Origin of the sequence: Actinomadura citrea (assembly GCF_013409045.1) — a bacterium.
Classification (GTDB): domain Bacteria; phylum Actinomycetota; class Actinomycetes; order Streptosporangiales; family Streptosporangiaceae; genus Spirillospora; species Spirillospora citrea.
The window spans coordinates 8,087,783-8,112,498 of record NZ_JACCBT010000001.1; the positions used below are offsets into that span (position 1 = coordinate 8,087,783).

Below are 24,716 nucleotides of genomic sequence, written 5' to 3' on the forward strand. Positions count from 1 at the left end.
TACGCCCCACCGATCACATCCAGCCAGCGACCCCCGGTGCATCGCCCGTCGAAACGGTCACATTCCCGCCATCCCGGCCTGTCCGGATGTGGCCAGCGAAGCCATGGTCACATGGCTTGTGACGAGCATCATTACTGTCCGTCAAGGGAGTTTCAGAGCGGTTTCCGGGCCCGAATGGAGGAGCGCGGCGAGAAAGGAGAAAACGGTGCGTCAGCGGCTCTCGCCGAGCGGGTCGTTCACCGGGTGGGCCCCCGGGTCCAGGACGCGTTCGCCGACCATGGTGATCTGCTCGCCGGTGGCGCGGAAGTCGAACCGGCGCCGCACGGACTGGGTGACCTTCCCGCGGCCCCCGCTGCCGTAGCGCATCTCGGTGTGCTCCACCGCCTCCAGCGTGATGCGGTCCCCCGTGCGGACGGCGCGGCCCCCGTCCAGGCGGGTGCGCGCGCCGGTGTAGGCGGGGCCGCCCTCGACGGGGGCGCGGTTGCGGGTCTCCAGCTCCCGGACGGCCTTCTCCTGCGACCGCACCAGCGACGGGGAGATCCGCACGCCGAGCACCTCCGTGGGCGCGGCGCGGGGCTCCCGGCCGCCCTTCTGGACGAGGGCCTGGGACCGGCGCGCCAGGTAGGAGTTCGCGGCGACGGTGAGCTGGCGGGTGACGTAGTCCTCCACCACAGGGGCGTCCCCGCGCACGCCGGACGAGGGCGCCAGCAGGCATGCGGCCAGGGCGACCGCCAGTCCGGCCCGGGGCCACGGGCGCACCATCGGCCTCTCCCGCTGATCAATGGCTGGATGGATCCGAGCCGACATTACACGGCCGGGCCCCGGGAAGAACGCCGGTTCAGTCCGCTTCGCTCTCCAGTGCGGCGACGCGTGAGCGGGCCTGCGCCATCGCCTCGTGGTAGCGCTCCTCCCATTCCGGATCGGCGTCCGGAATGGTGGCGACCGTCTGGCGGCCGATCTCGGCGAGCACGTCCCCGGCGGCGCCGCGGGAGACCCGCCGGACGACGACCGCGGTGACGCCGCCGGTCGACTCGGTGTGCGGCTCCCACCGGGCGCCGCCCTCCAGCCGCGCCCGGCTCCGCGACGACCGGTCGGAGAATCCGTAGAGCAGCAGGACGACCACCACGGCCACCACCGCCAGCGCCGCCAGAACGATCAGGAACCGCACGACCGCCTCCCCTCGGCGTCCACCTCGGGCGCCTACTTGTCCCGCAGGAGCGGTCCGTTCGGGTTGCCGGGCGCGTAGACCGTGATGCCCTGCGGGAGGGCCTTCAGCTCCTCGATCCTCGCGCACGTGGGGCACTTGTTGTAGCCGTCCTGGCGGGCCTTGTTGGCCGAGGCCTCCGCCTTGGCCGTGGCGACCTTCGCCTGGGCCTCGCTGATCTGCGCGAACGCGGCCTGCGCGCGGTCCACCGCGTCCTGCACCTTGGACGGCAGGGTGATGCGCACCAGGTTGAAGTGGATGTTGGTGACGAACCTGCCGCCGAGCGTCTGCTCCAGGTCCGCGGCCAGGCTCGTGTTGATCGCGTTCTGCACCTTGGCGATGTAGCCGTTGTTGCTCTGCGCCTGCTGCCCCGCGGCCTGGACGTTCCTCGGCGCGGAGGAGTTCTGCACGAGGGCGCAGGAGGAGACGAGCTCGGCGCAGCGGAAGCTGTTGATCTGGCTGCGCAGGTCGTTGTCGATCACCGGCCGGACGATCTGGTCGAGGAAGGCCGACCAGCCCTTGTCGCCGTCGTAGACGTTGTAGGTGTCGCCGCCCGCGCTGCGGAACTTGCGGGTGCCGTACTTGTCGTCGAACTGCCTGAGGGCCTGGTGGTCCTGGTTGAGCGTGAAGTACAGCGTCCCCTCGATGCCCATGTTGACGCCGTCCGAGCTCGGGACGGTGACGACGTCAACGCCGGACTCGTCGCCCTTCCCGGCGTCCGAGGTGATCGTGTAGAAGCGCTGCTGGGCCGGGTACTTGTGGACCTGCGAGTAGAGCCCGATCCAGACGCGGCCGGATCCGGGGTCGATGACCTGCCGGATCCTGTTGTTGTCGAAGAACCCGCCGTTGCGGACGACGGCGATCTCGCCGCCGCCGGTGCGCTCGTAGCCGCCGAAGAGCGCGCTCAGCACCGGCCATCCCACGACGACCAGCAGCACGGCGGCGATGATGGCGGTGCGCCTGCTGGGCGCCCTCGCCCCGGAGAGCCGGGTCGCACCGGCCCGCTCCCTGCCGGCGGACGTCTTCTTCTCGGCCACGATGGCTCCTCTCACACCCGCACGGGGGGTTCTGCCGCGGGTTCCCGGATGAGACGGAGCGGAGCCTCGCCGGGATCCCCGCGGGGGTACCGCTTTCTCGTGATTCCTCCCGCTATCCGGGACCTCACCCCCAATAAGGAGGGGCTTACGAAAACCTGGGATCGGGGTTATCTAGACTGCCTGCGAGGTTGAAGGAGGAGACCCACGTGCGCAAAGTCCTGATCGCCAACCGCGGCGAGATCGCGGTCCGTATCGCCCGTGCCTGCCGCGACGCGGGGCTGGCCAGTGTGGCGGTGTACGCCGAGCCCGATCTGGAGGCGCTGCACGTTCGGGTCGCCGACGAGGCGTTCGCCCTGGGCGGGCGGACGGCGGCGGAGAGCTACCTGGACATCGACAAGCTGCTGAAGATCGCCTCGGAGTCGGGCGCGGACGCCGTCCACCCCGGCTACGGGTTCCTCGCGGAGAACGCCGACTTCGCCGCGGCGGTGCAGAACGCGGGGCTGACCTGGATCGGTCCGCCGCCCGCCGCGATCACCGCGCTCGGCGACAAGGTGCAGGCCCGGCACATCGCGCAGCGGGTCGGCGCGCCGCTGGTCGCCGGCACCGCCGACCCGGTCTCGGGCGCGGACGAGGTCGTCGCGTTCGCGCGCGAGCACGGCCTGCCCATCGCGATCAAGGCCGCGTTCGGCGGCGGCGGGCGCGGCCTGAAGGTCGCCCGGACGCTGGAGGAGGTGCCCGAGCTGTACGAGTCGGCCGTCCGCGAGGCCGTGGGCGCCTTCGGGCGCGGCGAGTGCTTCGTCGAGCGGTACCTCGACAAGCCCCGGCACGTCGAGACGCAGTGCCTGGCCGACAAGCACGGCAACGTGGTCGTGGTCTCCACCCGCGACTGCTCGCTCCAGCGGCGCCACCAGAAGCTCGTCGAGGAGGCGCCGGCGCCGTACCTGTCGCAGGAGCAGCTGGAGCTGCTGTACTCCTCGTCCAAGGCGATCCTGAAGGAGGCCGGCTACGTCGGCGCCGGGACGTGCGAGTTCCTCGTCGGCCAGGACGGGACGATCTCGTTCCTGGAGGTCAACACGCGCCTCCAGGTCGAGCACCCCGTCACCGAGGAGGTCGCCGGGGTCGACCTCGTCCGCGAGATGTTCCGCGTCGCCGACGGCGAGGAGATCGGCTACGGCGACCCGGAGCTGCGCGGCCACTCGATCGAGTTCCGGCTGAACGCCGAGGACGCCGGTCGCGGGTTCCTGCCCGCCGTCGGCACCCTGACCGCCTGGCATCCCCCGACGGGCCCCGGCGTCCGCCTGGACGCCGGCTACGAGGCCGGGCAGACCGTCCCGCAGGAGTTCGACTCGCTCATCGCCAAGCTGATCGTGACGGGCGCGACGCGGCGGCAGGCGGTCGAGCGGTCCCGCCGCGCCCTCGCCGAGTTCGTCATCGACGGCATGCCGACCGTCCTGCCCTTCCACCGGGCGGTGCTGGACGACGCGGCGTTCGTGCCGGCCGACGACGAGACCCCGTTCAGCGTCCACACCCGGTGGATCGAGACGGAGTTCGACAACCAGATCCCTCCCCACGAGGCTCCCCCCGCGGGCGAGGAGGACGAGGGCGAGCGCGAGCGCGTCACCGTCGAGGTCGGCGGCCGCCGCATCGAGGTCGTCCTGCCCGCCGGATTCGGCGCCTCCGCCGCCCCCGTCGCTGGCAAGGCGGGGCCCGCCAAGCGGCGCGGCGCCAAGAAGGGCGGCGGAGCGCAGGCGTCCGGCGACTCCCTGGTCAGCCCGATGCAGGGCACCATCGTCAAGCTCCTCGTTGAGGAGGGCGCGACCGTGGCGGCCGGCGACACCATCGTGGTCCTGGAGGCCATGAAGATGGAGCAGCCGCTCACCGCGCACAAGGCGGGCACGCTCACCGGCCTGTCCGCCGAGGTGGGCCAGACCGTCTCCGCGGGCGCCGTGATCTGCGAGATCAAGGACTCCTGACCGCGGCCGCCGAGCCGCACCCCCGTCCGGGGCCCTGAGACACGGGTCCTGGGCGGGGATGGGGGGCGGTCCCCATACGGGCGTGCGCAAATCCGTCCGGCGAAGGACGTATCGGCGCGTTCACGTGGGCAGACTGTACATATGAGCACCGAGAACCGGGCCGTCCGGGCGGCTCGCGGGGGCGCCGCCGCAGCGATCATCGCCGTCGTCGCCGCCCCGGCGTTCGCCCTGGCCGCCCCGGCGGGCGCCGCCGCGTCGCAGGCCACCGAACCGAAGACCGCGACGACGTCGGGAACCGCGGGAGCACAGACGACCGGGACGCCGGCCGCGGCCGTGCGGGCGGCGGTCCCGCGGGCGGCGGCCGACGACACCGTCGGCCAGATCGCCAAGGGTCTGATCGACTCGCGGCTGTACGTGACCAGCGGTGCCGGGAACCCGCTGTCCCAGGCCGACCGGAACGAGATCGAGACGTCCCTGGGCGGCGACAGCGACGCCGACATCCGCGCCGTCGTCGTCCGCAACGACGTCACGGGTACCGAGGTCCGGCAACTGCTCCCGGCCGTCGCCGAGCGCGTCGGCAAGGGCGGGACCTACGTCGCGATCACCGCCGACGGCGCCCGGATGGGCGCGGTCTCCAAGAAGCTGGACCGCGCGGAGATCAACCAGATGGTCACCCGCACGGAGGGCGCGCCGCTGAAGCAGCGGCTGATCCAGTTCGGCGGGCTCGCCGAGAAGAAGGTCGACAGCGACTCCCGGTCCAGCGCGACGGTCGGCTACGTGCTGCTCGGCGTGCTCGTGCTCGTGGTGGCGGCCATCACGGGCGTCATGCTCAACGCCCGGAAGAAGCGCCGGGAGCGCGCGGCCCGCGAGATGGCCGACCTCAAGGCCGGCGTGCAGGAGGACGTGACGCTCCTCGGCGAGGACATCGCCCGCCTCGACCTGAACGTCATGGACAGCGGCCTGGATCCCGACACCCGCGCCGACTACGAGCAGGCGATGAACTCCTACGACCGGGCCAAGTCAGCGACCGGGCGCGCCGTCCGGCCCCAGGACATGCAGGAGGTCGCGACGGCGCTGGAGGACGGCCGCTACCACATGACCGCGACGCGCGCCCGGCTCGCCGGGGACCCGGTGCCCGAGCGGCGCGCGCCCTGCTTCTTCAACCCGCAGCACGGGCCGTCCGTCCAGGACGTGACCTGGGCGCCGCCCGGCGGGGTCGCCCGCTCCGTCCCGGCGTGCGCGGCCGACGCGGAGGCCGTCCTGCACGGGAACGACCCGGACGTCCGCATGGTCCCGATGGGCGGGGGACGGCAGCCGTACTGGAACGCGGGTCCCGCGTACGCGCCCTACGCCGGCGGCTACTACTACGGCTACGGCGGGGTCGACCTGCTCAGCGGCCTGCTGATCGGCACCGCGCTCGGCTCGATGTGGGGCGGCGGCTTCGGCGGAGGCTTCGGCGGAGGCGACTTCGGAGGGGGTGACGGCGACATCGGCGGCGGCTGGGACTTCGGCGGGGGCGACTTCGGGGGCGGCGGCGGAGGCGGCGACTTCGGCGGCTTCTGAGGGGCGTGCCCGTGAGCAGGACACCCGTGTCCGCGCTTTTCTGGCGCATCCTCGGCATCAACGGCCTGATCTTCGTGGTCGGCACCCTCGTGCTGGCGGTGGGACCCGTCACCGTGTCGACGCCGATCCTGCTGGGCGAGTTCCTCGTGCTGCTGGGCGGCCTGGCGGTCATGGTCGCGGCGAACGCCCTCCTGCTGCGCGCCGGCCTGGCGCCGCTGGAGGGGCTCACCGCGCTGATGGCGCGCATGGACTCGCTGCGCTCCGGCGACCGGCTGCCGGCCGGCGGCAACGGCGACCTGTTCCACGTCGTCGAGCAGTTCAACGCGATGCTCGACCGGCTGGAGGCCGACCGCAGCACCAGCACCGCCCTCGTGCTGGACGCGCAGGAGGCGGAGCGCCGCCGCATCGCCCAGGAGCTGCACGACGAGATCGGCCAGACCCTCACCGTGGTGCTGCTGGAGTTGAAGTCGGTGGTGGACCGGGCGCCGGAGGAGGTCGCGGAAGAGCTGCGGGACGTCCAGGAGGCCGTCCGGTCCAGCCTGGACGAGGTGCGCCGCGTCGCCCGCCGGCTGCGCCCCGGCGTCCTGGACGACCTGGGGCTGACCAGCGCGCTCACCGCCCTCGCCACGGACTTCTCCGGGACGGGCGGCCCGCGCGTGACCCGCCGCGTCCAGCCCGGGCCTGAGGGGCTCGGCGCGGACGCCGAACTGGTGATCTACCGGATCGCGCAGGAGAGCCTGACGAACGTGTGGCGGCACTCGGGCGCGCGGAACGCCGAGCTGTCGCTCACCGAGGACGAGGAGGGGCGCGTCGTCCTGCGGGTGGCCGACGACGGGACCGGCCCGCCGGACAGGGTGGGCTCCGGCATCCACGGGATGCGGGAGCGCGCGATGCTCATCGGCGCGCAACTGACGATCGGCCCGGCGGACGGCGGCGGCACCGAGGTGAGACTGGTCGTCCCGCCGAGCGGCGCCCGCCGGGCCTGACCCCGCCCCTCAGGGTTCGACGAGCCCGACGCGGATCGCGTACTTCGTCAGCTCCAGCCGGTCGCGCATCCCGAGTTTGCCGAGGATGTTGGCGCGGTGCCGGTCCACGGTCTTGACGCTGATCGTGAGGGTCTCGGCGATCCGCTTGGAGGAGTAGCCCTCCGCTACCAGCTTGATGATCTCCTCCTCGCGCGGCGTCAGGATGCCGGCCTGCCCCTCCCCGCGCCGGTCCCGGTCGAGGTACTCGCGGATCAGCGCGGTCACGGCCGCCGGGTACAGGAACGGCTCGCCGCGCATCGCGGCGCGGACGGCGTGCAGCAGGTCGCGGTCGGCGACGGACTTCAGCACGTACCCGGACGCGCCCGCCTTCAGCGCCTCGAACAGGTACTGCTCGTTGTCGTACATCGACAGGATCAGCGTCCGCACGTCGGGGAAGCGGCGGGAGATCTCCCGCGCGGCCTGCAGCCCCGTCATGCGCGGCATCGCGATGTCGAGGATCGCCAGGTCGACGCCGCCCGCGGCGAGCGCGTCGAGCACCTCCGCCCCGTCGGCGGCCTCCGCCACCACGGTCAGGTCGGGCTCGGCGTCCAGGATCAGGCGCAGCCCCCGGCGCACCAGCGCGTGATCGTCGGCGAGCAGGATCCGGGTGGCCGACTCCCGGGTGTGCACGAAGCCTCCCGCGTGCACCCGATCACCGCCTCCCCGTGCGCACCGATCGCCCGCGGTCTCGCCCTCATCCTAGGCGCGCCGCCCGGGAGGGCCCGGCCGCCGCCTGCGAATACATGATCCGCACCCCCCGATATGGGTGACGCGCCCGATGGGGACGCGGGCCTCCGCCGAAAAGACTGGAAGCCGCAGGACGAAAGGGGTGGACGCATGGCACGGCGTACGGGCGGTGGGCACCGTCCCCCGCCCATGGCACCGCGGAGGCCGTCCCGTGACGGGTCCGCCCCCGGCGCCAGAAGGAGGACCTTATCCACCCGGAGGACCAGGCTTTCCGGAAGCCGAAAGGACACCATGCAAGCGCGGGACATCGCCGTACAGGTGCCCACCGTGACCCTGGGCGACTCGATCGCCCACGCGATCCAGGTCATGGCGCTCGGGCGGCTGCCCGGTCTGATCGTCATCGACGAGGCGCAGCGCCCCCGGGTCGTCCTGCCGGGCACGCAGGTGCTGCGGCTGGCGGTCCCCGTCGCCTACCAGGAGGATCCGGCGCTGACGCGGACGGTGGACGAGGCGCACGCCGACGTCTTCTGGCACGAGATCCGCGACCTCACGGTCGGCGACTGCCTCGCAACGCCCACTCCCCGCCCGGTGCTCGTCAGGACGTCCGCGACGCTGCTGGAGCTCGCCACCCTGATGGCGCGGCAGCGCAGCCCCCTCGTCGCCGTGGTGGACGAGGCGGGCCTGCTGGCCGGCGCGGTCACGCTCGACCGGCTGCTGTCGGCGCTGGCGCTGACCAGGCCCGGCGACTGAGGGACGGCTCCCCCGCCGGCGCCCGGCGAGAGGGCGCGTGGTGACCGCGGTCGCGGCGCTCGCCGTCTTCGTGGTCGCGTTCTTCTTCATCGCGACCGAGAAGGCCGACAAGGTCAAGGTCGTCCTCGTCGCCGCCGGCGTGATGACGGTGCTCGGGCTCGCCCCCGGCGCCGAGGTCTTCTTCTCCGAGCACGACGGGATCGACTGGAACGTCATCTTCCTGCTGCTCGGGATGATGATCATCGTGGGGATCGTCAAGGGCACCGGGCTGTTCGACTACCTGGCGATCTGGGCGGCCAAGCGCTCCAGGGGAAGGCCGTACCGGCTGCTGGTGATGCTGATGCTCATCACCGCGATCGCCTCGCCGTTCCTGGACAACGTCACCACGATCATGCTGGTGGCGCCGGTGACGGTCGTCGTCTGCAACCGGCTGCGCGTCCCGGCCCACCCCTACCTCATCGCCGAGGTGCTGGCGTCCAACATCGGCGGCGCCGCGACCCTGATCGGGGACCCGCCGAACATCATCATCGCCAGCCGGGCGGGGCTGACGTTCAACGACTTCCTCGTCCACATGGCGCCGATCGTGGTGGTCGTGTTCATCGCGTTCGTGCTGCTGGCCCGGGTGCTGTTCCGCTCCTCCTTCCGGTACGACGAGCGGTACGCGGCCGAGGTGATGTCGCTGGACGAGCGCAGGGCGATCACCGATCCGGCGCTGCTCACCCGGTGCCTGGCCGTGCTCGGCCTCGTCATCGTCGGGTTCTCGCTGCACTCGGTCCTGCACGTCGAGCCGTCCGTCGTCGCGCTCGTCGGCGCGGGCGTGATGCTGCTGGTGTCGCGCGTCCAGGTCCCGGACGTCCTCGAAGAGGTGGAGTGGCCCGTCCTGGTCTTCTTCATGGGGCTGTTCGTGATGGTGTCCGCCCTCGGGCACACCGGCGTCATCGAGAGGATCGGAACCTGGTCGGCGGACGCGGTCGGCGACGACTACTTCGCCGCCGCCACCGCCCTGCTGTTCGGGTCGGCCGTGCTCGGCGCGTTCTTCGACAACATCCCCTACGCGGCGACGATGGCGCCGATCGTGGAGGGGATGGCCGCGGGCGCGCCCGACCCCACGACCGCGCAGGCGCTGTGGTGGTCGTTCGCGCTGGGCGCGGACTTCGGCGGCAACGGGACGGCCGTCGCCGCGAGCGCCAACGTGGTCGCGATCGGCATCGCCGCCAAGACCGGCAACCCGATCAGCTTCTGGCAGTTCACCCGGTACGGGATCATCGTGACGGTGCTGAGCACGCTGATGGCGTGGGTCTACGTGGCCCTGCGCTACTTCTAGCCGGAACTCCGAGCGGCCCGGCCGGGCACGCCGCTAGTAGGCGTGCTCGGCCATCAGCCGGCGGGACGCCTCGGTGATGCTGCCCGACAGCGACGGGTAGACCGCGAACGTGTGCGCCACCTGGTCGACGGTGAGGTGCTGCTGGACGGCGATCGACACGCCGAGGATCAGTTCGCTCGCCCGCGGCGCCACGATCACGCCGCCGAGCACGATCCCCGTGGACGGGCGGCAGAACAGCTTCACGAAACCATCCTCGAAGCCCTGCATCTTGGCGCGCGCGTTGGTGAACAGGGGCAGCATGACCGTCCGGGCGTTGACGTCCCCGGAATCGACCATGTGCTGCGTCACGCCGACCGACGCGACCTCGGGATCGGTGAAGATGTTGGAGGAGACCCAGCCGAGCTTCAGCGGCTGCACGGCCTCGCCCAGCGCGTGCCACATCGCGATGCGCCCCTGCATGCCGGCGACGGACGCGAGCATGAGCACGCCCGTGCAGTCGCCGGAGGCGTAGATGTGCGGCACTGACGTCCGCGACACCTTGTCGACCTCGACGAAGCCGCGCGCGTCGCACCGCACGCCGACCTCCTCCAGGCCGATGCCCCGGGTGTTCGGGACCATGCCCACGGTCATCAGGCAGTGCGTGCCCTCGACCTTCGTCCCGTCCTCCAGCGTGACGATCACGCCGTCGCCCGAACGCTCCACGGCGGCCGCCCGCGACCGCGACATGACGTTCATGCCGCGCCGCAGGAACACGTCCTGCAGGACGGCCGCGGCGTCGGCGTCCTCGGTCGGCAGGATCCGGTCCCGCGACGAGACCAGCGTCACCTTCGAGCCGAGCGACAGGTACGCCCCCGCGAGCTCGGCGCCCGTCACGCCGGAGCCGACCACGATCAGCTCCTCGGGCAGCTCCGGCAGGTCGTAGAGCTGGCGCCAGTTCAGGATGCGCTCGCCGTCGGGCTCCGCGCCGGGCAGCACGCGCGGCGTCGCGCCGGTCGCGAGGAGCACGATGTCGGCGGGGATGCGGCGCTCGCCCACGGCCACGACGTGCGGCTCGACCAGCCGCGCCTCACCGCGGACGATCTTCACATCCTCGTAGGCGAGCCGTTCCGCGACGTCGAACGACTGGGCCCGTGCGAGGTCCTTCACGCGCTTGTTGACGGTGGCCATGTCGGCCTCGAGGGCGCCGACGATCCCGTCCGGGCCGCCGTTGAAGCGCAGCCCGAGGCCGGCGGACTCCGACATGACCGCGATGCGGGTCGAGGTGGCGATGAGCGTCTTGGAGGGCACGCAGTCGGTGAGCACGCACGCGCCGCCCGGACCGTCCCGTTCGACGACGGTCACGTCTGCGCCGAGCTGCGCCGCGACGAGCGCGGCCTCGTAACCGCCCGGGCCTCCTCCGATGATCACGATGCGGGTCACATCTTCCATTGTTTCCTACTCACGGCAGTGAAAAGTCCCGCTCCGGACCCTTTCTTCCTGCACCAACCCCGGAGAGACCCATCCACCGGTGTGGCGCTTACCATCACAGCGCCCAACCGCCACGCCCCGCCTCCTGGACGGCGCGTCCCCTGTGGGGGGCGTCCCCCACACCCCCGAGCCCCACTTGGCGCGTCCCCTGTGGGGGGCGTCCCCCACACCCCCGAGCCCCACTTGGCGCGTCCCCTGTGGGGGGCGTCCCCCACACCCCCGAGCCCCACTTGGCGCGTCCCCTGTGGGGGGCGTCCCCCACACCCCCGAGCCCCACTTGGCGTAGCCTTCCCACGTGGCTCTGTACGCGGCGTACGCCTCCAACATGGACCCCGAGCAGATGTCCGGCCGGGCTCCCCACTCGCCCATGCGCGGCACCGGCTGGCTCGCCGGATGGCGCCTGACCTTCGGGGGGCAGGACAAGGGCTGGGACGGGGCACTCGCGACGGTCGTCGAGGACGACTCCGAGCAGGTCTTCGTCGTCATCTACGACGTGCCCGCCTGGGACGAGAAGGAGCTCGACGCCTGGGAGGGGGCCGCGCTCAACGTCTACCGCAAGTTCAGGGTGCGGGTGCAGACGCTCGACGGCGACGCGCTGTGCTGGATGTACGTCCTGGACGACTACGAGGGCGGGCTGCCGTCCGCGCGCTATCTCGGCATCCTCGCCGACGCCGCCGAGAAGGCGGGCGCGCCCGACGACTACGTCAAGGACCTGCGCACACGGCCCTGCAAGTCGCTGGGCGACTGATCTGCGGGCGGCGCGGCGACACGGCGGTAGTGTCGGCGATGTGAGCAACGACGCTTCTGCACTGGCCCGGGACGCGGCGGACGAGCTGCGTTCCCGCACGTCCATCGACTCCTTCGACGTCGCCCTCGTCATGGGGTCCGGCTGGGTTCCGGCGGCCGACCGGCTGGGCGAGCCCGTCGCCGAGCTGACGGTGACCGAGCTGCCCGGGTTCGCGCCGCCGGCCGTGGAGGGACACGCCGGGCGGATCCGGGTCGTGGAGATCGGCGGGCGCAACGCGCTGGTGTTCCTCGGCCGCACGCACCTGTACGAGGGGCGCGGCGTCGAGGCCGTCGTGCACGGCGTCAGGACCGCGCTCGCCGCGGGCGTCAAGACGATGGTGCTCACGAACGCGGCGGGCGGGCTGCGGCCCGAGCACCAGCGGGTGGGCGACCCGGTGCTGATCTCCGACCACCTGAACCTGTCCGGCGCGAACCCGCTGACCGGCGCGACGTTCCTGGACCTGACCGAGGCCTACTCGGGACGCCTGCGGGCCCTGGCCAAGGAGGCCGACCCGAGCCTGTCGGAGGGCGTCTACGCGGCGTTCCGCGGCCCGACCTACGAGACCCCCGCCGAGATCCGCATGCTGCGCACGCTGGGCGCCGACATGATCGGCATGTCGACCGTGCTGGAGACGATCGCGGCCCGCCAGGGCGGCGCGGAGGTGCTCGGCATCTCCCTGGTCACCAACATCGCGGCGGGACTGTCGGACGAGCCGCTCGACCACGAGGAGGTCCTCGCGGCGGGACGCGCGTCCGCCGGCCGCATGGGCGCGCTGCTGGCCACCGTCCTGGCGAAGCTGTGAGCGACCTGCGCGCGCGGGCCGAGGAGTGGCTCGGGCAGGACCCCGACCCGCGGACGCGCGCCGAACTGCAGGCGATCCTCGACGCGGACGACGGGGCGGCCCTCGCCGACCGGTTCGGGGCGCGGCTGGAGTTCGGGACGGCCGGGCTGCGCGGCGAGCTCGGCGCCGGGCCGAACCGGATGAACCGGGTGACGGTCATGCGCGCCGCCGCCGGTCTGGCCGCCCGGCTGCCCGCCGGCGGCCGGGTGATCATCGGGTTCGACGCGCGGCACGGCTCCCGGCGGTTCGCCGACGACACCGCGGCCGTGCTGAGCGGGGCGGGGCTGCGTCCCGAGGTGTTCGCCGACCCCGTCCCGACGCCCGTCCTGGCGCACTTCACCCGGGCGTTCGCCGACATCGTGGCGGGCGTCATGGTCACGGCCAGCCACAACCCGCCGCGCGACAACGGCTACAAGGTGTACTGGGCGGACGGGGCGCAGATCGTCCCGCCGACGGACGCGGAGATCTCCGCCGCGATCGACGCCGTCGGCCGCGTGGACGAGCTGCCCCTCGGCGAGGGCTGGCCCGTCCATGAGGGCGCCGACCTGTACCTGGACGCGGTGTCGTCCCTGCGCCTCGGCGGCGACCGCGACGTCTCGATCGTCTACACGCCCCTGCACGGCGTGGGCAGGGACGTCCTGCTCACCGCGTTCGAGCGCGCCGGGTTCCCCGCGCCGACCGTCGTGCCCGAGCAGGCCGAGCCCGACCCGGACTTCCCGACCGTGGACTTCCCGAACCCGGAGGAGCCTGGCGCGCTCGACCTGGCGCTCGGCCTCGCCGAGGCCCGCGGCGCCGACCTGGTGATCGCGAACGACCCGGACGCGGACCGCTGCGCCGTCGCCGTCCCGGGCCCGTCCGGGTGGCGGACCCTCACCGGGGACGAGGTCGGCGGGCTGCTGGCCGAGCACGTCCTGCGGCACACCACGGGCGGCGACCGCCTCGTCGCGACGACGATCGTGTCGTCGTCGCTGCTGCGCTCGATCGCCGCCGCGCACCGCGTCCGGTTCGCCGAGACGCTCACCGGCTTCAAGTGGATTATGAAGGCGGGCGGGGCCCAGAGTAGTTCCGGGGGGCGTGGGGGGTCGTCCCCCCACAGCGAACCAGGTAGTTCTGGGGGGCGTGGGGGGTCGTCCCCCCACAGCAGTCCCGTCCGGCTGGTGTTCGGCTATGAGGAGGCGCTCGGTTACAGCGTCGGCGACGATCGGGGCGTGCTCGTCAACGACAAGGACGGCATCGGCGCCGCGCTCGCCGTCGCCGCGCTCGCGGCCGACGCCAAGCGCGACGGCCGCACGCTGCTCGACCTGCTGGACGCGCAGGCCCGCCGGTACGGGCTGCACGCCACGTCCCAGCTGTCGATCAGGGTGAGCGACCTCTCACTGATCACCGCGGCGATGGCGCGGCTGCGCGCCGAGCCGCCGCGCGAGCTGGGCGGGCGGCGCGTCGAGTCGTTCGACGACCTCGCCCGGCCGGCCGGGGACCTGCCGCCCACCGACGGGCTGCGGTTCCGCCTGGCCGGAGGGTCGCGGGTGGTCGTGCGCCCCTCGGGGACGGAGCCGAAGCTGAAGTGCTACCTGGAGGTCGTCCTTCCGGTGGACGGGGACGTCGCCGCGGTCCGCGCGCGCGCCGCCGCCGACCTGGAGTCCCTCCGCGCGGACGTTTCCGCGGCCCTCGGCTGACCGGCGGCCCCCTCAGCCGGCCGCGCCCACGATCAGCAGGACGACGACCACCGCCAGCGGGACGGCCAGCGATGCCACCGCGGGAACGGACCAGCGGACCGTCCCCCTGGCGGCCCCCTCCTCCGACTCGGCCCTGGCCTTGGCCGCCTTGTCGGGCGCTCCCGACCGGGCCTTGGGGCGCTGACGTTCCCTCATCTCGTTCAGCTGCTGCGCCGCGTAACCGGTCGGAGTCCGTCCCCGCAGGTCGAAGCCCTGGCCCTGGTCCTTGCCCTTGCGGGCCTCCTTCTCGGCACGGGCCTCCGCCTTGGCCTGCGCCCGGGGCGAGGTCTGCAGCACCCACGCCCGGGTCTCCAGGTCCGTCCCGTCCGGGCCGGCGAACACCACCGTCAGCGCGTTCCTGCCCTCGATCCGGCGGACCGCGCCCCACGGCGCCCGGACGTCGCGCAGCGGGTTGCGGATCGTCACCCCGGCCTCGTCGCCGGCGATCTGCGGCCGCATCCCGACCGTGTAGGCGATCCCGCAGCCGAGCAGCAGCAGGAACGCGATCGTCACCGTCGTCAGCGAGTAGTCGGGGTCACCGGTGATGCCGACGAACAGGTCGATGAGGTTGAGGGCGGCGAACACCAGCCACGCGTACGCGGCGACGCGCCCGCCGGTGGAGCGAATGGTCATGGCTCGATCATGCCAGGGGCCGGGCGCCGCTCCACTTGAGCTGCGCGAAACCGGGTTTGATCACCCCGTTGATCAGTTCGAGCCGCTGGTTGAAGGGCGCGAACGCCGACTTCATCGCGTTCACCGTGAACCACTGCAGGTCGTCCCATCCGTAGCCGAACGCGTCGGCGAGCTTGGCGAACTCCTCCGACAGCGTCGTGCCGCTCATCAGCCGGTTGTCGGTGTTGACGGTGACGCGGAAGCTCAGCCGCCGCAGCAGCCCGATCGGGTGCTCGGCGATCGACTTCGCCGCGCCCGTCTGGATGTTGGAGGTCGGGCACATCTCCAGCGGGATCCGCTTGTCCCGCACGTAGTCCGCGAGCCGGCCGAGCCGCGCCTCGCCGCCCTCCACCTCGATGTCGTCGATGATCCGCACGCCGTGCCCGAGCCGGTCGGCGCCGCACCACTGGATGGCCTGCCAGATCGACGGCAGCCCGAACCCCTCGCCCGCGTGGATCGTGAAATGCGCGTTCTCGCGCTGGAGGTACTCGAACGCGTCCAGGTGCCGGGTCGGCGGGTACCCGGCCTCGGCGCCCGCGATGTCGAACCCGACGACGCCCGCGTCCCGGTACCGGACGGCCAGCTCCGCGATCTCCATGCTGCGCGCCTGGTGCCGCATCGCGGTGACGAGCGTCCCGACGCGGATGCCGAAGTCCTCGCGGCCGCGCGCGAAGCCGTCCAGGACGGCCTCGACGACCTGCTCCAGCGACAGCCCGTCCCGCAGGTGCTGCTCGGGCGCGTACCGGACCTCCGCGTAGACGATCCCGTCGTTCGCGAGGTCCTCGGCGCACTCGTAGGCCACCCGGGTGAGCGCCTCGACGGTCTGCATCACCCCGACCGTGTGGGAGAACGTCTCCAGGTACCGTTCGAGCGATCCAGAGTTGGACGCCTCCTCGAACCATGTCCGCAGGGCGTCCGCGTCGGTGGTGGGCAGGTCCCCGTACCCGGTATCCCGCGCCAGGTCCACGATGGTGGCGGGCCGCACGCCGCCGTCCAGGTGGTCGTGCAGCAGCACCTTCGGCGCGCGGCGGATGTCCTCAAGAGTAGGCCGATCGTTCATTCCCCGAACCTACCCGCCCCGGGGCTCCCCGGGCGTCGTCATTTCCCGCCGACCGACCGCCTCCCGGCGGCCCTCGACCAGGGGACCTGCCGCGTCCGTCACGCCCGGAGGCGGTCGAGGAACGCCGCGACGAGCGGCGCGATCTCGCGGAGGTGGGTTTCGAGGGCGAAGTGGCCGGTGTCGAACAGGTGGAGTTCGGCGTCCGGGACGTCCCGCAGGTAGGCGCGCGCGCCGGGTGCGGGGAAGAACGGGTCTCCGGCGCCCCAGACGATGAGGGTCGGCGGGACGTGTTCGCGCAGCCAGGCCTGCCAGCGGTCGTAGCGCGCGACGTTGGACTTGTAGTCGAAGGCCAGCGCGACCTGCGCCTCCCTGCGTCCCGGCAGGTCGAGGAAATGCTGGTCGAGGGTCCACCCGTCCGGGGCGATCGATTCGGGGCGGGCGACACCCGCCTCGTACTGGCCGCGGGTGCCGTCCAGGGTCAGCAGGCCGCGGACGGTCTCCTGCGCCCCCGGCTCCTCGGGGCGCAGGGCGATGAACTCGCGGGCGCCGTCCGAGAGGCCCTCGTCGTAGGCGTTTCCGTTCTGGACGACCAGGCCCGCGATCCGCTCGGGGCACCGCTCGGCAAGCCGGAAGCCGATCGGTGCCCCGAAGTCGAACACGTACATGGCGAAACGGGTGAGCCCGAGCCGCTCGACGAAGCCCTCGACGACGTCGGCGAGCCCGTCGAAGTCGTAGACGAAGTCGTCCGGCGCCCGCGTGTGGCCGAAGCCGGGGTAGTCGGGGGCGATCAGCCGGTGGCGGGCGCCGAGGACGTCGATGAGCCGGCGGAACTGGTACGACGCGGACGGGAAACCGTGCAGCAGCAGCAGGACGGGCGCGTCCTGCTGCTCCGGGAGGGACTCGCGGTAGAAGACGCGGACGCCGTCGACGTCGACGCTGCGGTGGACGGTACGCGCGATCGAGAGCATCACTAACGCCTTCCATAGCTATTGATGCATTAGGTATAGCGATCGCGCACCTAACGGGTCAACTCTTCGATGTACCGTTAGGTCATGGACGATCCGAGCCCGCTGATCGGTGAGCCGCCGGCCCTGGACCTGGTCAACACGCGCCCCGCGGGCGCCGACCTGCTGTCCGCGCCGGACGACCTGCGTGTCTGGCTGCGCCTCCAGGCCGACCGGTTCGACGAGGCGGGGGCGTTCGCCGCCACGGGCGTGACGGCCGAGTCGCTGGCCGCCGTCCGGCGAGTTCGCGAGCACACGGCTCGCGCCCTCGACCGCGTCCGCCGCGGCGAGCCGCCGTCGGCCGACGACCTGGAGGCCCTCGGCCGGGCCCAGCTCGCCGCCCCCGCCGTCACCGGGCTGACCTGGAACGGCCGGGCCCTGCTCGCGGCCCGCCGCCGCACCGGCCCGCCCGGCCTGCGGCCGGCGGCGTGGCTGGCCGAGGCCGCCGCCGGACTCCTCTCCGACCCGGCGGTCACCACGGTCCGGGAATGCGAGGCCGACGACTGCGTGATGCTCTTCCTGCCGGCCCACCCCCGCCGCCGGTGGTGCTCGGCGGCCCGTTGCGGCAACCGCGTCCGCGTCGCGCGCCACTACCGGCGCCACCGGACCGCCGAGCCCGGCTCGGCGTCCTCCTGACGTGCCGAGGCGGGGGCACGCGACGGCGCCCCCGCCTCACGCACCGAACGCTCAGTGCTTGGCCTTGGCGTACTCGCCCATGCCTCCGGCGAAGTCGAACACGACGCAGGGCTCGTCACCGACGACCCAGGCGTCGTGGCCGGGCGTGGCGACGAACACGTCACCGGGACCGACCTCCTGCTCGGCGCCGTCCCGCATGCGGATGTGCATCCGGCCCGAGACGACGTAGCCGTTGTGGTGGACTTCGCAAAGGTCGGTGCCCGCGATGTCCTTCACCGACTCCGTCCAGCGCCATCCGGGCTCGAACGTCGCCTTGCCGAAGACGAGGCCGCTGAGGTTGGCGATCTCCAGGTGTCCCCTGGGGAAGTCGCGCCGGTCGTCCGGCTTCTCGATGCTCTTGATCTCAATCATGATGGGTCCCCCTTCCCCCTCATTTTTCACGCTTGCACTGGTACCGACCTGCGTCAAGACGTCCGGGCCCGAGAGCGCCCCCCGGTTGCGGACCAGCAGCGCCGGGGTCGCCAGGGACAGGACGCCGGCGATCGCGATGGCGGTGCGGGGGCCGGTGAGGCCGGCCAGCAGGCCCCACAGTCCGGTCATGGCCGCGATCGTGAGCTTGCTGGTCACCGACCACGCCGACAGGACGCGGGCGACCCGGTCGGGCGGCGTCCACTCCAGCCGGTAGGTGGCGTACAGCGGGTTGAACACCCCCATGCAGGTGATCAGCCCGAGTTCGACGGCGATGACGAGCACCAGACCGGCGACGCCCGGACGGACGAAGGCCGGTCCGAGCAGCCAGCACGCGCGCAGCGTCCCGAAGACCAGCATGATCCTGGGGCGCCCGAACCGCGCGGCGAGCCGCGCGGACAGCCGCGAACCGATGAGACCGCCCACGCACGGGGCGGCGAACGCCAGCGCGTACTGCCAGGGCGCGAACCCGAGGCGGCCGAGCATCAGGACGGCCAGCACCGGCGCCGTCGCCATGATCAGCCCGCTGACCAGGATCGTGTTGAGGAACAGGGGGCGCAGCGCCGGGCTGGTGAGGATGTGGCGCCACCCTTCGAGCAGGTCCCCGGCCCGGAGCCGGGGGCCTGCCCGATGGACGGCACCGCTCCGGGCGGGGCGCGGCTCCGTCCCGCCGATCGCGCGGATCCCGGCCGCCGACACCAGGAAGCTGACGGCGTTGGCCGCCACGGTGACCAGCGGGCCGAACAGCCCGATCGCGGCCCCGCCGAGCGGCGGCCCGAGCATGGTGGCGGTCCAGGTCGTGGACTCCAGGCGCCCGTTCGCGGCGAGCAGGTCGTCCGGCTCGACGAGCGTCTTCAGGCAGGCGCCGCTCGCCGCGGTGAAGGCGATGTCGGCCGCGGCGACGACGACCGACACGACCAGGAGCTGGACGAAGCCGAGCCCGCCGAGGAGGAACGCGGCGGGAAGGCTCAGCAGCGCCGCGCACCGGACCAGGTCCATCGCGATCATCACGGGCCGCTTGCGGCGGAACTCCACCCAGGGGCCGAGCGGCACCGCCACCGCCGCCCCCACCAGCAGGCCCGCGGCGGCCAGCGCCGACACCCGGGCCGGTCCGGCGTGCAGCACGGTGATCGCGATCAGGGGGAACGCGTCGAAGGCGAGCCACGTCCCGAACGCGCTGACCGCGTAGGCCGTCCAGAGCCACCCGAACCGCCGCCCGAGCGACCGTCCCTCCCCCGTGCGCACCCTCGCCACGCCCCTTCCGCCGGCCGCGCCTCCGGCGGCCAGGGAGATCAAAGCGGGCGGCGGGGTCGCGGATCAAACAACCCCCGGCGCCTGGGCAACAACCACGCGTTGTACTGCCGGGTGGGCGCCGGAGGGGTCGGCCGCTACCGGACCGCCGTCTCGGCGGCGTAGACGATGACGTTGTCCTGGTAGCTGCGCTCGGCCCGGTCGAACGCGCCGCCGCAGGTGACCAGGCGGAGCCCGGGATGGTCGAGCGGGCCGTAGACGCGCGCGGTGGGGAACCGGCCCTTCCGGACCCGCTCCACGGACTCGACGGTGAACTCGGCCACCCGGCCGTCCGCGCGGCTCACCTCGACGCGGTGCCCCGGCCTCAGCCGGCCCAGGTCGTAGAAGACCGCGGCGCCCTTCGCCGAGTCGACATGGCCCAGGATGACCGCCGCGCCGCGCTCGCCGGGGGTCGGCCCGCCCTCGTACCAGCCGGCCTCCCCCGGCCGATCGGCCGGGGGGACCTGCACCTCCCCGCCGGCCACGAGGCCCAGGCGGGCCAGCGGCGCCCGGACCCCGATGGACGGGATGGACACCCGGACGGGCAGGGAGCGGTCCAGCACCGGCCCGTGCCCGTCGACCGCCCGGGTGGTCGCGGCCCATGCGGGCGGGCTCGGCGGACCGGCCGGGCCGCGCAGCCCGAGGACCACGAGGGCGAGGCCGGCGGCCGTCAGGATCGCCGCCAGCGCCCCCAGACCCCACCGGCCGCCCTTTCCCCTCATCACCCTTCCCATCCCGTTGGAATTGTCATTGCCAGCGTTCGCGAAAAAGGGTCGCTATCAGGCGGTCGCGCCATTCCGGCGGCGGACGACAATGGCTCCTACACCGATCCCGCCCAGCAGCAGGACGCCGCCCCCGGCCAGAAGGGCGGTGTTCCCGCCGCCCGCCCCGCCGCCCACGCCCGTCTTCGGCCCGCCGGTCGGGGTGGGCTGCGCCATCGGACGCGCCTTGCCGTCCACGACGTGGACCTCACCGGTCCCCTTGTACGTGCCGCACCGCACCAGCACCGTGTAGGTGCTGGGGACGGTGTCCTTCTTGACGGCCGCGAGACCGGCCCGGCCGTCGACCTCTTCCGCGCCGTTCAGCGGGACGGCCCCGCCCACGAAGGCCAGCGAGCCCGCCGTCCCGTCGACCTGGCACTTCTTCCCCACGACGGTGACCTTCTCGCCGGGGCGGGCCTGCGCGGGCTTCACGATGACGTCGCCGGGGTCGGCCATCGCGGGCGCGGCCACGCCGAGGGTCGCAGCACCGAAAACCAGGCCGAGAACGGCCGCCTTACCGAGTCGCATGTTCTCTCCATATCGACACGGCGGCTTACTCGACTTTCAGCCGGTGAAACCGTGTCCCCCTTATGCCTTCATCTGATGAGAGCGGCCCCCCTTTGGTTCGGTGATCCTTTTTCTTCATGCCCGCGATGCACTCTTCCGACAATCCGGGAAGGGCCGGGGCACTCACGCAAGGACGGCCCCGCCGCCCGTGGAGGCGCGGCGGGGCCGTCGGGCGTCAGCCGGTCGTGAGGGGGAGGGTCAGGGTGCTGCCGTGCAGGTCGACCTTGACCTTGGTGCCCGCCGGGTAGCGGAGCGTGTAGGCGTGGTCGGTGGCCAGCACGATGAGGCCGATCCGGTGGCCGGGCTTGAAGACGTAGTCGTAGGGCTGCATGGGCCAGCTGAAGGTGTAGTCCTTGCCGGGCTTCACCGGGGTGCTGCGCCAGATCGAGCCGCGGTTGCGGACGTCCGTCCAGCCGCGCGTCACGATCTTGAACGGGGTGACGGCGGTGGTGTACCTGCGGACGGTCCGGCAGCCCTCGTCACCGGGGATCGAGTCGCCGTAGCACCACCGGTCGGATGTCGGGACGAAGCCGGAGACGCGCTCGTCGGAGCCGTAGTCGACCAGGAGGGCCGACAGGTAGGGCGAGCGGCCGTCCACGGAGGCGCGCAGCCTGATCTGCGCCGTGCCGCTGAGCCTGGCGGCCTTGGTCAGCTTCGGCGTGAGGTAGATCAGGCGGTTCGGGTCCGCCGCGTCCGGGGTCGCCGCCAGCTCCTCGGCCTTGCGGGACGGGTCGTCCACCAGCTGCTGGGTGCCGCGGCCGCGTTCGCCGAGGCCCTTGGCCGACAGGCCGAGCGACACGGGACGGGCCGAGGTTTCCGGCCAGTCCTTGTGCGTCTCCCACTGGCCCGGCGTGCGCTCCAGGTCGACCTTGGGCCGACGCATGACGTCGTTGCGGACGTCGTAGAGCTCGTGCGCGAACCACAGGTTCAGCGATTCGAGCCACACGCTCTGGCGGACGTCCAGAGGCTCGTCGTGCGCGGCCTGGTGGATCCAGAGCTTGCGGTCGACGCCGGCCTTCTTCAGCCCCTCCCACAGAAGGGACATCTGGATCGGCTTGACGTTCCAGTCGGCGAGGCCGCTGGTCATGAACACGCTGGCCTTGAAGTGGGGCGCGGACTTGGCGAAGTTCCGCTCGTCCCAGGTCCGGTTGTAGTCGCCGGTGACCCGGTCCATCTTCTTCTCGAGATCGTGCATGACGGGCGCGCACACCTCGGGGTCGCGGCGCGTCAGCACCGCCTTGGCGTGCAGGTCGAGGTCCTCGCCCTCCCAGCCGTCCGGTGCGACGACGCCGCCGTTGGCGCGGTACTCGTCGTACCAGTTGGACACGCCAGAGATGGACACGACCGTCTTGAGGCCGGACACCCCGGTCGCGGCGGCCGCCAGAGGCAGCGTGCCGTCGTAGGACTTGCCGGCCATGGCGACGTTCCCGGTCGACCAGCCCGCGCGGATCCTGTTGCCCTGGGCGTCGTACGCGGTCGCCTTGCCGGTGAGCCACTCGATGACCGACTTCATGCCCTGCGCCTCGTTCGGGCCGACGGCGGTCGGGCAGCCGTCGGAGTCGCCCGTGCCGAGGGTGTCGGCCGCGAGGACGGCGTAGCCGCGGGAAACGAAGTAGTTGTCGTAGTAGACCCGCGAGTAGCTCGTCGCGCCGGGCGGGCCGGGCGGCGGCGTCCAGGGTGCGAGGCGCGGGTGGTCGGTGACGTCGGCCGGGTGGTAGGGCGGGTCCTGGAGGCCGGCGTAGTAGGGGCTGCCCTCAAGGATCGAGGCGACCTTCAGGCCGCCGCCCGTCTCCTTGGGACGGGTGATGTAGACGGAGACGCGGTCGCGTTCGCCGTCCCGGTCGCTGTCCACGGTCGTCTCGACGAACACCTTCTCGCGGATGGCGTCCTCGAACGAGAACGTGGGCTGCGTCTTGCCGTCCTTCACCACGATGTGAGGACGTTCCGCGTCGGCGTACGCGGGCACCGGCCCGGCCACGAGGCCGAGCGTGCCCGCGAGCGCCACGACGGGCAGGAGTGAGAGTCGCAACGTCCGCTCCTTGGCTGCTGAGAGAAACCTGATCAGCTTCCAGAGCGGACACAACGCCCGTCAACGGTGATTGTTAACAAATCGGCCGGTTCACGCGATCCGGTCGATGACCAGCGGGAGCGCGGGCACGGTGCCGCCTGCCTCGATGTCGAAGGCGCCGTCGAGGGCCTCCAGGGCACGGCCGAACCTGGCCTCGTCGTCGGCGTGCAGCGTCAGCAGCGGCCGGCCCGCCTCGACCGCGTCGCCCGGCTTGGCGTGGCAGATGACGCCCGCGCCGAACGAGACCGAGTCCTCCTTGCGGGCCCGGCCGGCGCCGAGGCGCCAGGCCGCGACGCCCACCCCGTAGGCGTCCAACCTGGTCAGCACGCCCGAGGACGGAGCGGTGACCACATGGGTCTCGCGGGCGGCCGGCAGCGGCGCGCCGGGGTCGCCGCCCTGCGCGGTGATCATGCGGCGCCAGGCGTCCATGGCGGAGCCGTCCTTCAGCGCGTCGGCCGGGTCCCTCCCGGAGATCCCGGCGGCGGCAAGCATCTCCCGCGCCAATGTCAGCGTCAGCTCGACCACGTCGGACGGGCCTCCCCCGGCGAGCACCTCGACCGACTCGGCCACCTCGACGGCGTTGCCCACCGCGTTGCCGAGCGGACGGTCCATCGCGGTCAGCAGCGCGACCGTGCGCAGCCCGTGGTCGGAGCCGATCGCGACCATCGTCTCGGCCAGCTCCCGGGCGCTGTCCACCGTCTTCATGAACGCGCCCGAGCCGACCTTGACGTCCAGCACCAGCGCGCCCGTGCCCTCGGCGATCTTCTTCGACATGATCGAGGAGGCGATCAGCGGGATCGACTCCACCGTGCCGGTCACGTCGCGCAGCGCGTAGAGCTTGCGGTCGGCGGGCGCGAGGCCGCTGCCCGCCGCGCAGACGACCGCGCCCGCCGAGCGCAGCACGTCCAGCATCTCGGTGTTCGACAGCGACGCCCGCCAGCCCGGGATCGACTCCAGCTTGTCGAGCGTCCCGCCGGTGTGGCCGAGCCCGCGCCCCGACAGCTGCGGGACGGCCGCGCCGCACGCCGCCACCAGCGGCGCCAGCGGCAGGGTGATCTTGTCGCCGACGCCCCCGGTGGAGTGCTTGTCGGTGGTCGGACGGTCCAGCGCCGACCAGTCCATCCGCTCGCCGGACCGGATCATCGCCTCGGTCCACCGGGCCACCTCGGCCCGCGACATGCCGTTCAGCAGGATCGCCATCGCCAGGGCCGACATCTGCTCCTCGGCGATCACGCCCCGCGTGTAGGCGTCCACCGCCCAGTCGATCTGCTCGGGGGTCAGCGACCCGCCGTCCCGCTTGGCGCGGATGACATCGGTGGCGTCCACGGAATCCTCTCAATGGTCAAGCCGGGTCGGCCAGGGTGTGCCGACCGGGAGGTGTCGTCAGGCCCGGTCCACGAGGTCGTCGGGACCGAACGCGTCCGGCAGGACGTCCGACATGGGCAGGATGCCACGCGTCGTCTCCAGCAGCATCGGGGCGCCGCCGTGCTCCCACAGCAGCTGCCGGCAGCGCCCGCACGGCATCAGCGGGTTCCCGTGCCGGTCGACCACCGCCATGGCGACCAGCCGGGGCCGCTCGGACTTGCCGGGCCCGTGCAGCGCCGACACGACGGCGCATTCCGCGCACAGGCCGACGCCGTACGAGGCGTTCTCCACATTGCATCCGGTGATCACCCGGCCGTCGTCCACCAGCGCGGCGGCACCGACCGGAAACCCGGAGTACGGGCAGTACGCACGGCTCATCGCCTCCCGCGCCGCAGAGCGCAGAGCAGGCCAGTCAATCTCCACAAGGCCCTACCTTTCTGGGAGGACGACCC

Annotated in this window: 23 protein-coding genes; 9 read left to right on the forward strand and 14 right to left on the reverse strand. The window is 72.6% G+C overall.

What is annotated here, in order from left to right; translation table 11 throughout:
• Positions 1-210: 210 nt before the first annotated feature.
• From BJ999_RS36955 to BJ999_RS36965, 3 genes are all read right to left on the reverse strand, one after another.
• Complete coding sequence (locus BJ999_RS36955) at positions 211-762, reverse strand: hypothetical protein (RefSeq protein ID WP_179837544.1); 552 nt, start codon at positions 760-762, stop codon at positions 211-213.
• 76 nt (positions 763-838) lie between these two features.
• A complete protein-coding gene (locus BJ999_RS36960; protein WP_179837545.1) occupies positions 839-1,168 on the reverse strand; it encodes a hypothetical protein in 330 nt (109 codons plus the stop codon).
• A 32-nt stretch (positions 1,169-1,200) separates the two neighbouring features.
• Entirely contained in the window at positions 1,201-2,241 is a 1,041-nt protein-coding gene (locus tag BJ999_RS36965) for an SPFH domain-containing protein (protein WP_229810747.1), read from the reverse strand.
• Between the two features lie 206 nt (positions 2,242-2,447).
• On the opposite strand from BJ999_RS36965, the gene BJ999_RS36970 reads away from it, so the two are divergent.
• The 3 genes from BJ999_RS36970 (at position 2,448) to BJ999_RS36980 (ending at position 6,763) form a co-directional block, all read left to right on the forward strand.
• Complete coding sequence (locus BJ999_RS36970) at positions 2,448-4,214, forward strand: acetyl/propionyl/methylcrotonyl-CoA carboxylase subunit alpha (RefSeq protein WP_179837546.1); 1,767 nt, start codon at positions 2,448-2,450, stop codon at positions 4,212-4,214.
• A gap of 141 nt (positions 4,215-4,355) precedes the next feature.
• Entirely contained in the window at positions 4,356-5,777 is a 1,422-nt protein-coding gene (locus BJ999_RS36975; protein ID WP_179837547.1) for a hypothetical protein, read from the forward strand.
• Positions 5,778-5,788: 11 nt separating this feature from the next.
• Positions 5,789-6,763: a HAMP domain-containing sensor histidine kinase gene (locus tag BJ999_RS36980; protein ID WP_229810749.1), complete on the forward strand. Its 975-nt coding sequence runs from the start codon at positions 5,789-5,791 to the stop codon at positions 6,761-6,763.
• A gap of 9 nt (positions 6,764-6,772) precedes the next feature.
• Here BJ999_RS36980 and BJ999_RS36985 read toward each other — a convergent pair whose 3' ends face one another.
• Positions 6,773-7,432 carry a response regulator gene (locus tag BJ999_RS36985; RefSeq protein ID WP_179837549.1) on the reverse strand — a complete coding sequence of 220 codons (660 nt, stop codon included), beginning with the start codon at positions 7,430-7,432 and terminating at the stop codon, positions 6,773-6,775.
• Positions 7,433-7,780: 348 nt separating this feature from the next.
• Between BJ999_RS36985 and BJ999_RS36990 the strand changes: the two genes are divergently transcribed.
• The gene (locus BJ999_RS36990) at positions 7,781-8,239 is read left to right on the forward strand and encodes a CBS domain-containing protein (RefSeq protein ID WP_179837550.1); all 459 of its coding nucleotides are present in this window, start codon (positions 7,781-7,783) and stop codon (positions 8,237-8,239) included.
• Between the two features lie 40 nt (positions 8,240-8,279).
• Positions 8,280-9,563, forward strand: coding sequence for an ArsB/NhaD family transporter (locus BJ999_RS36995; protein WP_179837551.1), 1,284 nt, complete (start codon positions 8,280-8,282; stop codon positions 9,561-9,563).
• A gap of 33 nt (positions 9,564-9,596) precedes the next feature.
• Here the strand turns inward: BJ999_RS36995 and BJ999_RS37000 are convergent, their stop codons facing one another.
• Complete coding sequence (locus BJ999_RS37000) at positions 9,597-10,982, reverse strand: NAD(P)H-quinone dehydrogenase (protein ID WP_179837552.1); 1,386 nt, start codon at positions 10,980-10,982, stop codon at positions 9,597-9,599.
• A 343-nt stretch (positions 10,983-11,325) separates the two neighbouring features.
• Here BJ999_RS37000 and BJ999_RS37005 point away from each other — a divergent pair, with 343 nt between their 5' ends.
• The 3 genes from BJ999_RS37005 to BJ999_RS37015 are packed head-to-tail and all read left to right on the forward strand — an operon-like array spanning position 11,326 to position 14,334.
• Positions 11,326-11,778, forward strand: a complete 453-nt coding sequence (locus BJ999_RS37005) for a gamma-glutamylcyclotransferase family protein (RefSeq protein WP_179837553.1) — start codon at positions 11,326-11,328, stop codon at positions 11,776-11,778.
• 40 nt (positions 11,779-11,818) lie between these two features.
• Positions 11,819-12,619: a purine-nucleoside phosphorylase gene (locus BJ999_RS37010; RefSeq protein WP_179837554.1), complete on the forward strand. Its 801-nt coding sequence runs from the start codon at positions 11,819-11,821 to the stop codon at positions 12,617-12,619.
• Positions 12,616-14,334 carry a phospho-sugar mutase gene (locus BJ999_RS37015; protein WP_179837555.1) on the forward strand — a complete coding sequence of 573 codons (1,719 nt, stop codon included), beginning with the start codon at positions 12,616-12,618 and terminating at the stop codon, positions 14,332-14,334. The genes BJ999_RS37010 and BJ999_RS37015 overlap by 4 nt, the downstream gene beginning before the upstream one ends.
• Positions 14,335-14,346: 12 nt before the next feature.
• Here the strand turns inward: BJ999_RS37015 and BJ999_RS37020 are convergent, their stop codons facing one another.
• The 3 genes from BJ999_RS37020 to BJ999_RS37030 form a co-directional block, all read right to left on the reverse strand.
• Positions 14,347-15,006 (reverse strand): PH domain-containing protein, encoded by a 660-nt coding sequence (locus BJ999_RS37020; protein WP_179837556.1) that lies wholly within the window; start codon positions 15,004-15,006, stop codon positions 14,347-14,349.
• 7 nt (positions 15,007-15,013) lie between these two features.
• Positions 15,014-16,105 (reverse strand): adenosine deaminase, encoded by a 1,092-nt coding sequence (locus BJ999_RS37025; protein ID WP_179837557.1) that lies wholly within the window; start codon positions 16,103-16,105, stop codon positions 15,014-15,016.
• 98 nt (positions 16,106-16,203) lie between these two features.
• Complete coding sequence (locus BJ999_RS37030) at positions 16,204-17,073, reverse strand: alpha/beta fold hydrolase (RefSeq protein ID WP_179837558.1); 870 nt, start codon at positions 17,071-17,073, stop codon at positions 16,204-16,206.
• Between the two features lie 84 nt (positions 17,074-17,157).
• Here BJ999_RS37030 and BJ999_RS37035 point away from each other — a divergent pair, with 84 nt between their 5' ends.
• On the forward strand, positions 17,158-17,745 hold the full coding sequence (locus BJ999_RS37035) for a CGNR zinc finger domain-containing protein (RefSeq protein WP_179837559.1): 588 nt from the start codon (positions 17,158-17,160) through the stop codon (positions 17,743-17,745).
• A 51-nt stretch (positions 17,746-17,796) separates the two neighbouring features.
• Here BJ999_RS37035 and BJ999_RS37040 read toward each other — a convergent pair whose 3' ends face one another.
• From BJ999_RS37040 to BJ999_RS37065, 6 genes are all read right to left on the reverse strand, one after another.
• Entirely contained in the window at positions 17,797-19,467 is a 1,671-nt protein-coding gene (locus BJ999_RS37040) for an MFS transporter (protein ID WP_229810492.1), read from the reverse strand.
• Positions 19,468-19,601: 134 nt separating this feature from the next.
• Positions 19,602-20,225, reverse strand: coding sequence for a class F sortase (locus BJ999_RS37045; protein ID WP_218935405.1), 624 nt, complete (start codon positions 20,223-20,225; stop codon positions 19,602-19,604).
• 57 nt (positions 20,226-20,282) lie between these two features.
• Positions 20,283-20,792: a hypothetical protein gene (locus BJ999_RS37050; protein WP_179837561.1), complete on the reverse strand. Its 510-nt coding sequence runs from the start codon at positions 20,790-20,792 to the stop codon at positions 20,283-20,285.
• A gap of 214 nt (positions 20,793-21,006) precedes the next feature.
• On the reverse strand, positions 21,007-22,860 hold the full coding sequence (locus BJ999_RS37055; protein ID WP_229810493.1) for a Xaa-Pro dipeptidyl-peptidase: 1,854 nt from the start codon (positions 22,858-22,860) through the stop codon (positions 21,007-21,009).
• A 90-nt stretch (positions 22,861-22,950) separates the two neighbouring features.
• Positions 22,951-24,225 carry a thymidine phosphorylase gene (locus BJ999_RS37060; protein WP_179837562.1) on the reverse strand — a complete coding sequence of 425 codons (1,275 nt, stop codon included), beginning with the start codon at positions 24,223-24,225 and terminating at the stop codon, positions 22,951-22,953.
• 57 nt (positions 24,226-24,282) lie between these two features.
• Complete coding sequence (locus BJ999_RS37065; RefSeq protein ID WP_179837563.1) at positions 24,283-24,687, reverse strand: cytidine deaminase; 405 nt, start codon at positions 24,685-24,687, stop codon at positions 24,283-24,285.
• Positions 24,688-24,716: the final 29 nt, after the last annotated feature.

What these genes read in the sequence shown, in the direction of transcription:
- BJ999_RS37030 (WP_179837558.1), bottom strand. Translation starts at nt 17,073, where the DNA reads ATGCTCTCGATCGCGCGTACCGTCCACCGCAGCGTCGACGTCGACGGC.
- BJ999_RS36975 (WP_179837547.1), top strand. Translation starts at nt 4,356, where the DNA reads ATGAGCACCGAGAACCGGGCCGTCCGGGCGGCTCGCGGGGGCGCCGCC.
- BJ999_RS37045 (WP_218935405.1), bottom strand. Translation starts at nt 20,225, where the DNA reads ATGAGGGGAAAGGGCGGCCGGTGGGGTCTGGGGGCGCTGGCGGCGATC.
- BJ999_RS37035 (WP_179837559.1), top strand. Translation starts at nt 17,158, where the DNA reads ATGGACGATCCGAGCCCGCTGATCGGTGAGCCGCCGGCCCTGGACCTG.
- BJ999_RS37020 (WP_179837556.1), bottom strand. Translation starts at nt 15,006, where the DNA reads ATGACCATTCGCTCCACCGGCGGGCGCGTCGCCGCGTACGCGTGGCTG.
- BJ999_RS37050 (WP_179837561.1), bottom strand. Translation starts at nt 20,792, where the DNA reads ATGCGACTCGGTAAGGCGGCCGTTCTCGGCCTGGTTTTCGGTGCTGCG.
- BJ999_RS37025 (WP_179837557.1), bottom strand. Translation starts at nt 16,105, where the DNA reads ATGAACGATCGGCCTACTCTTGAGGACATCCGCCGCGCGCCGAAGGTG.
- BJ999_RS36955 (WP_179837544.1), bottom strand. Translation starts at nt 762, where the DNA reads ATGGTGCGCCCGTGGCCCCGGGCCGGACTGGCGGTCGCCCTGGCCGCA.
- BJ999_RS36990 (WP_179837550.1), top strand. Translation starts at nt 7,781, where the DNA reads ATGCAAGCGCGGGACATCGCCGTACAGGTGCCCACCGTGACCCTGGGC.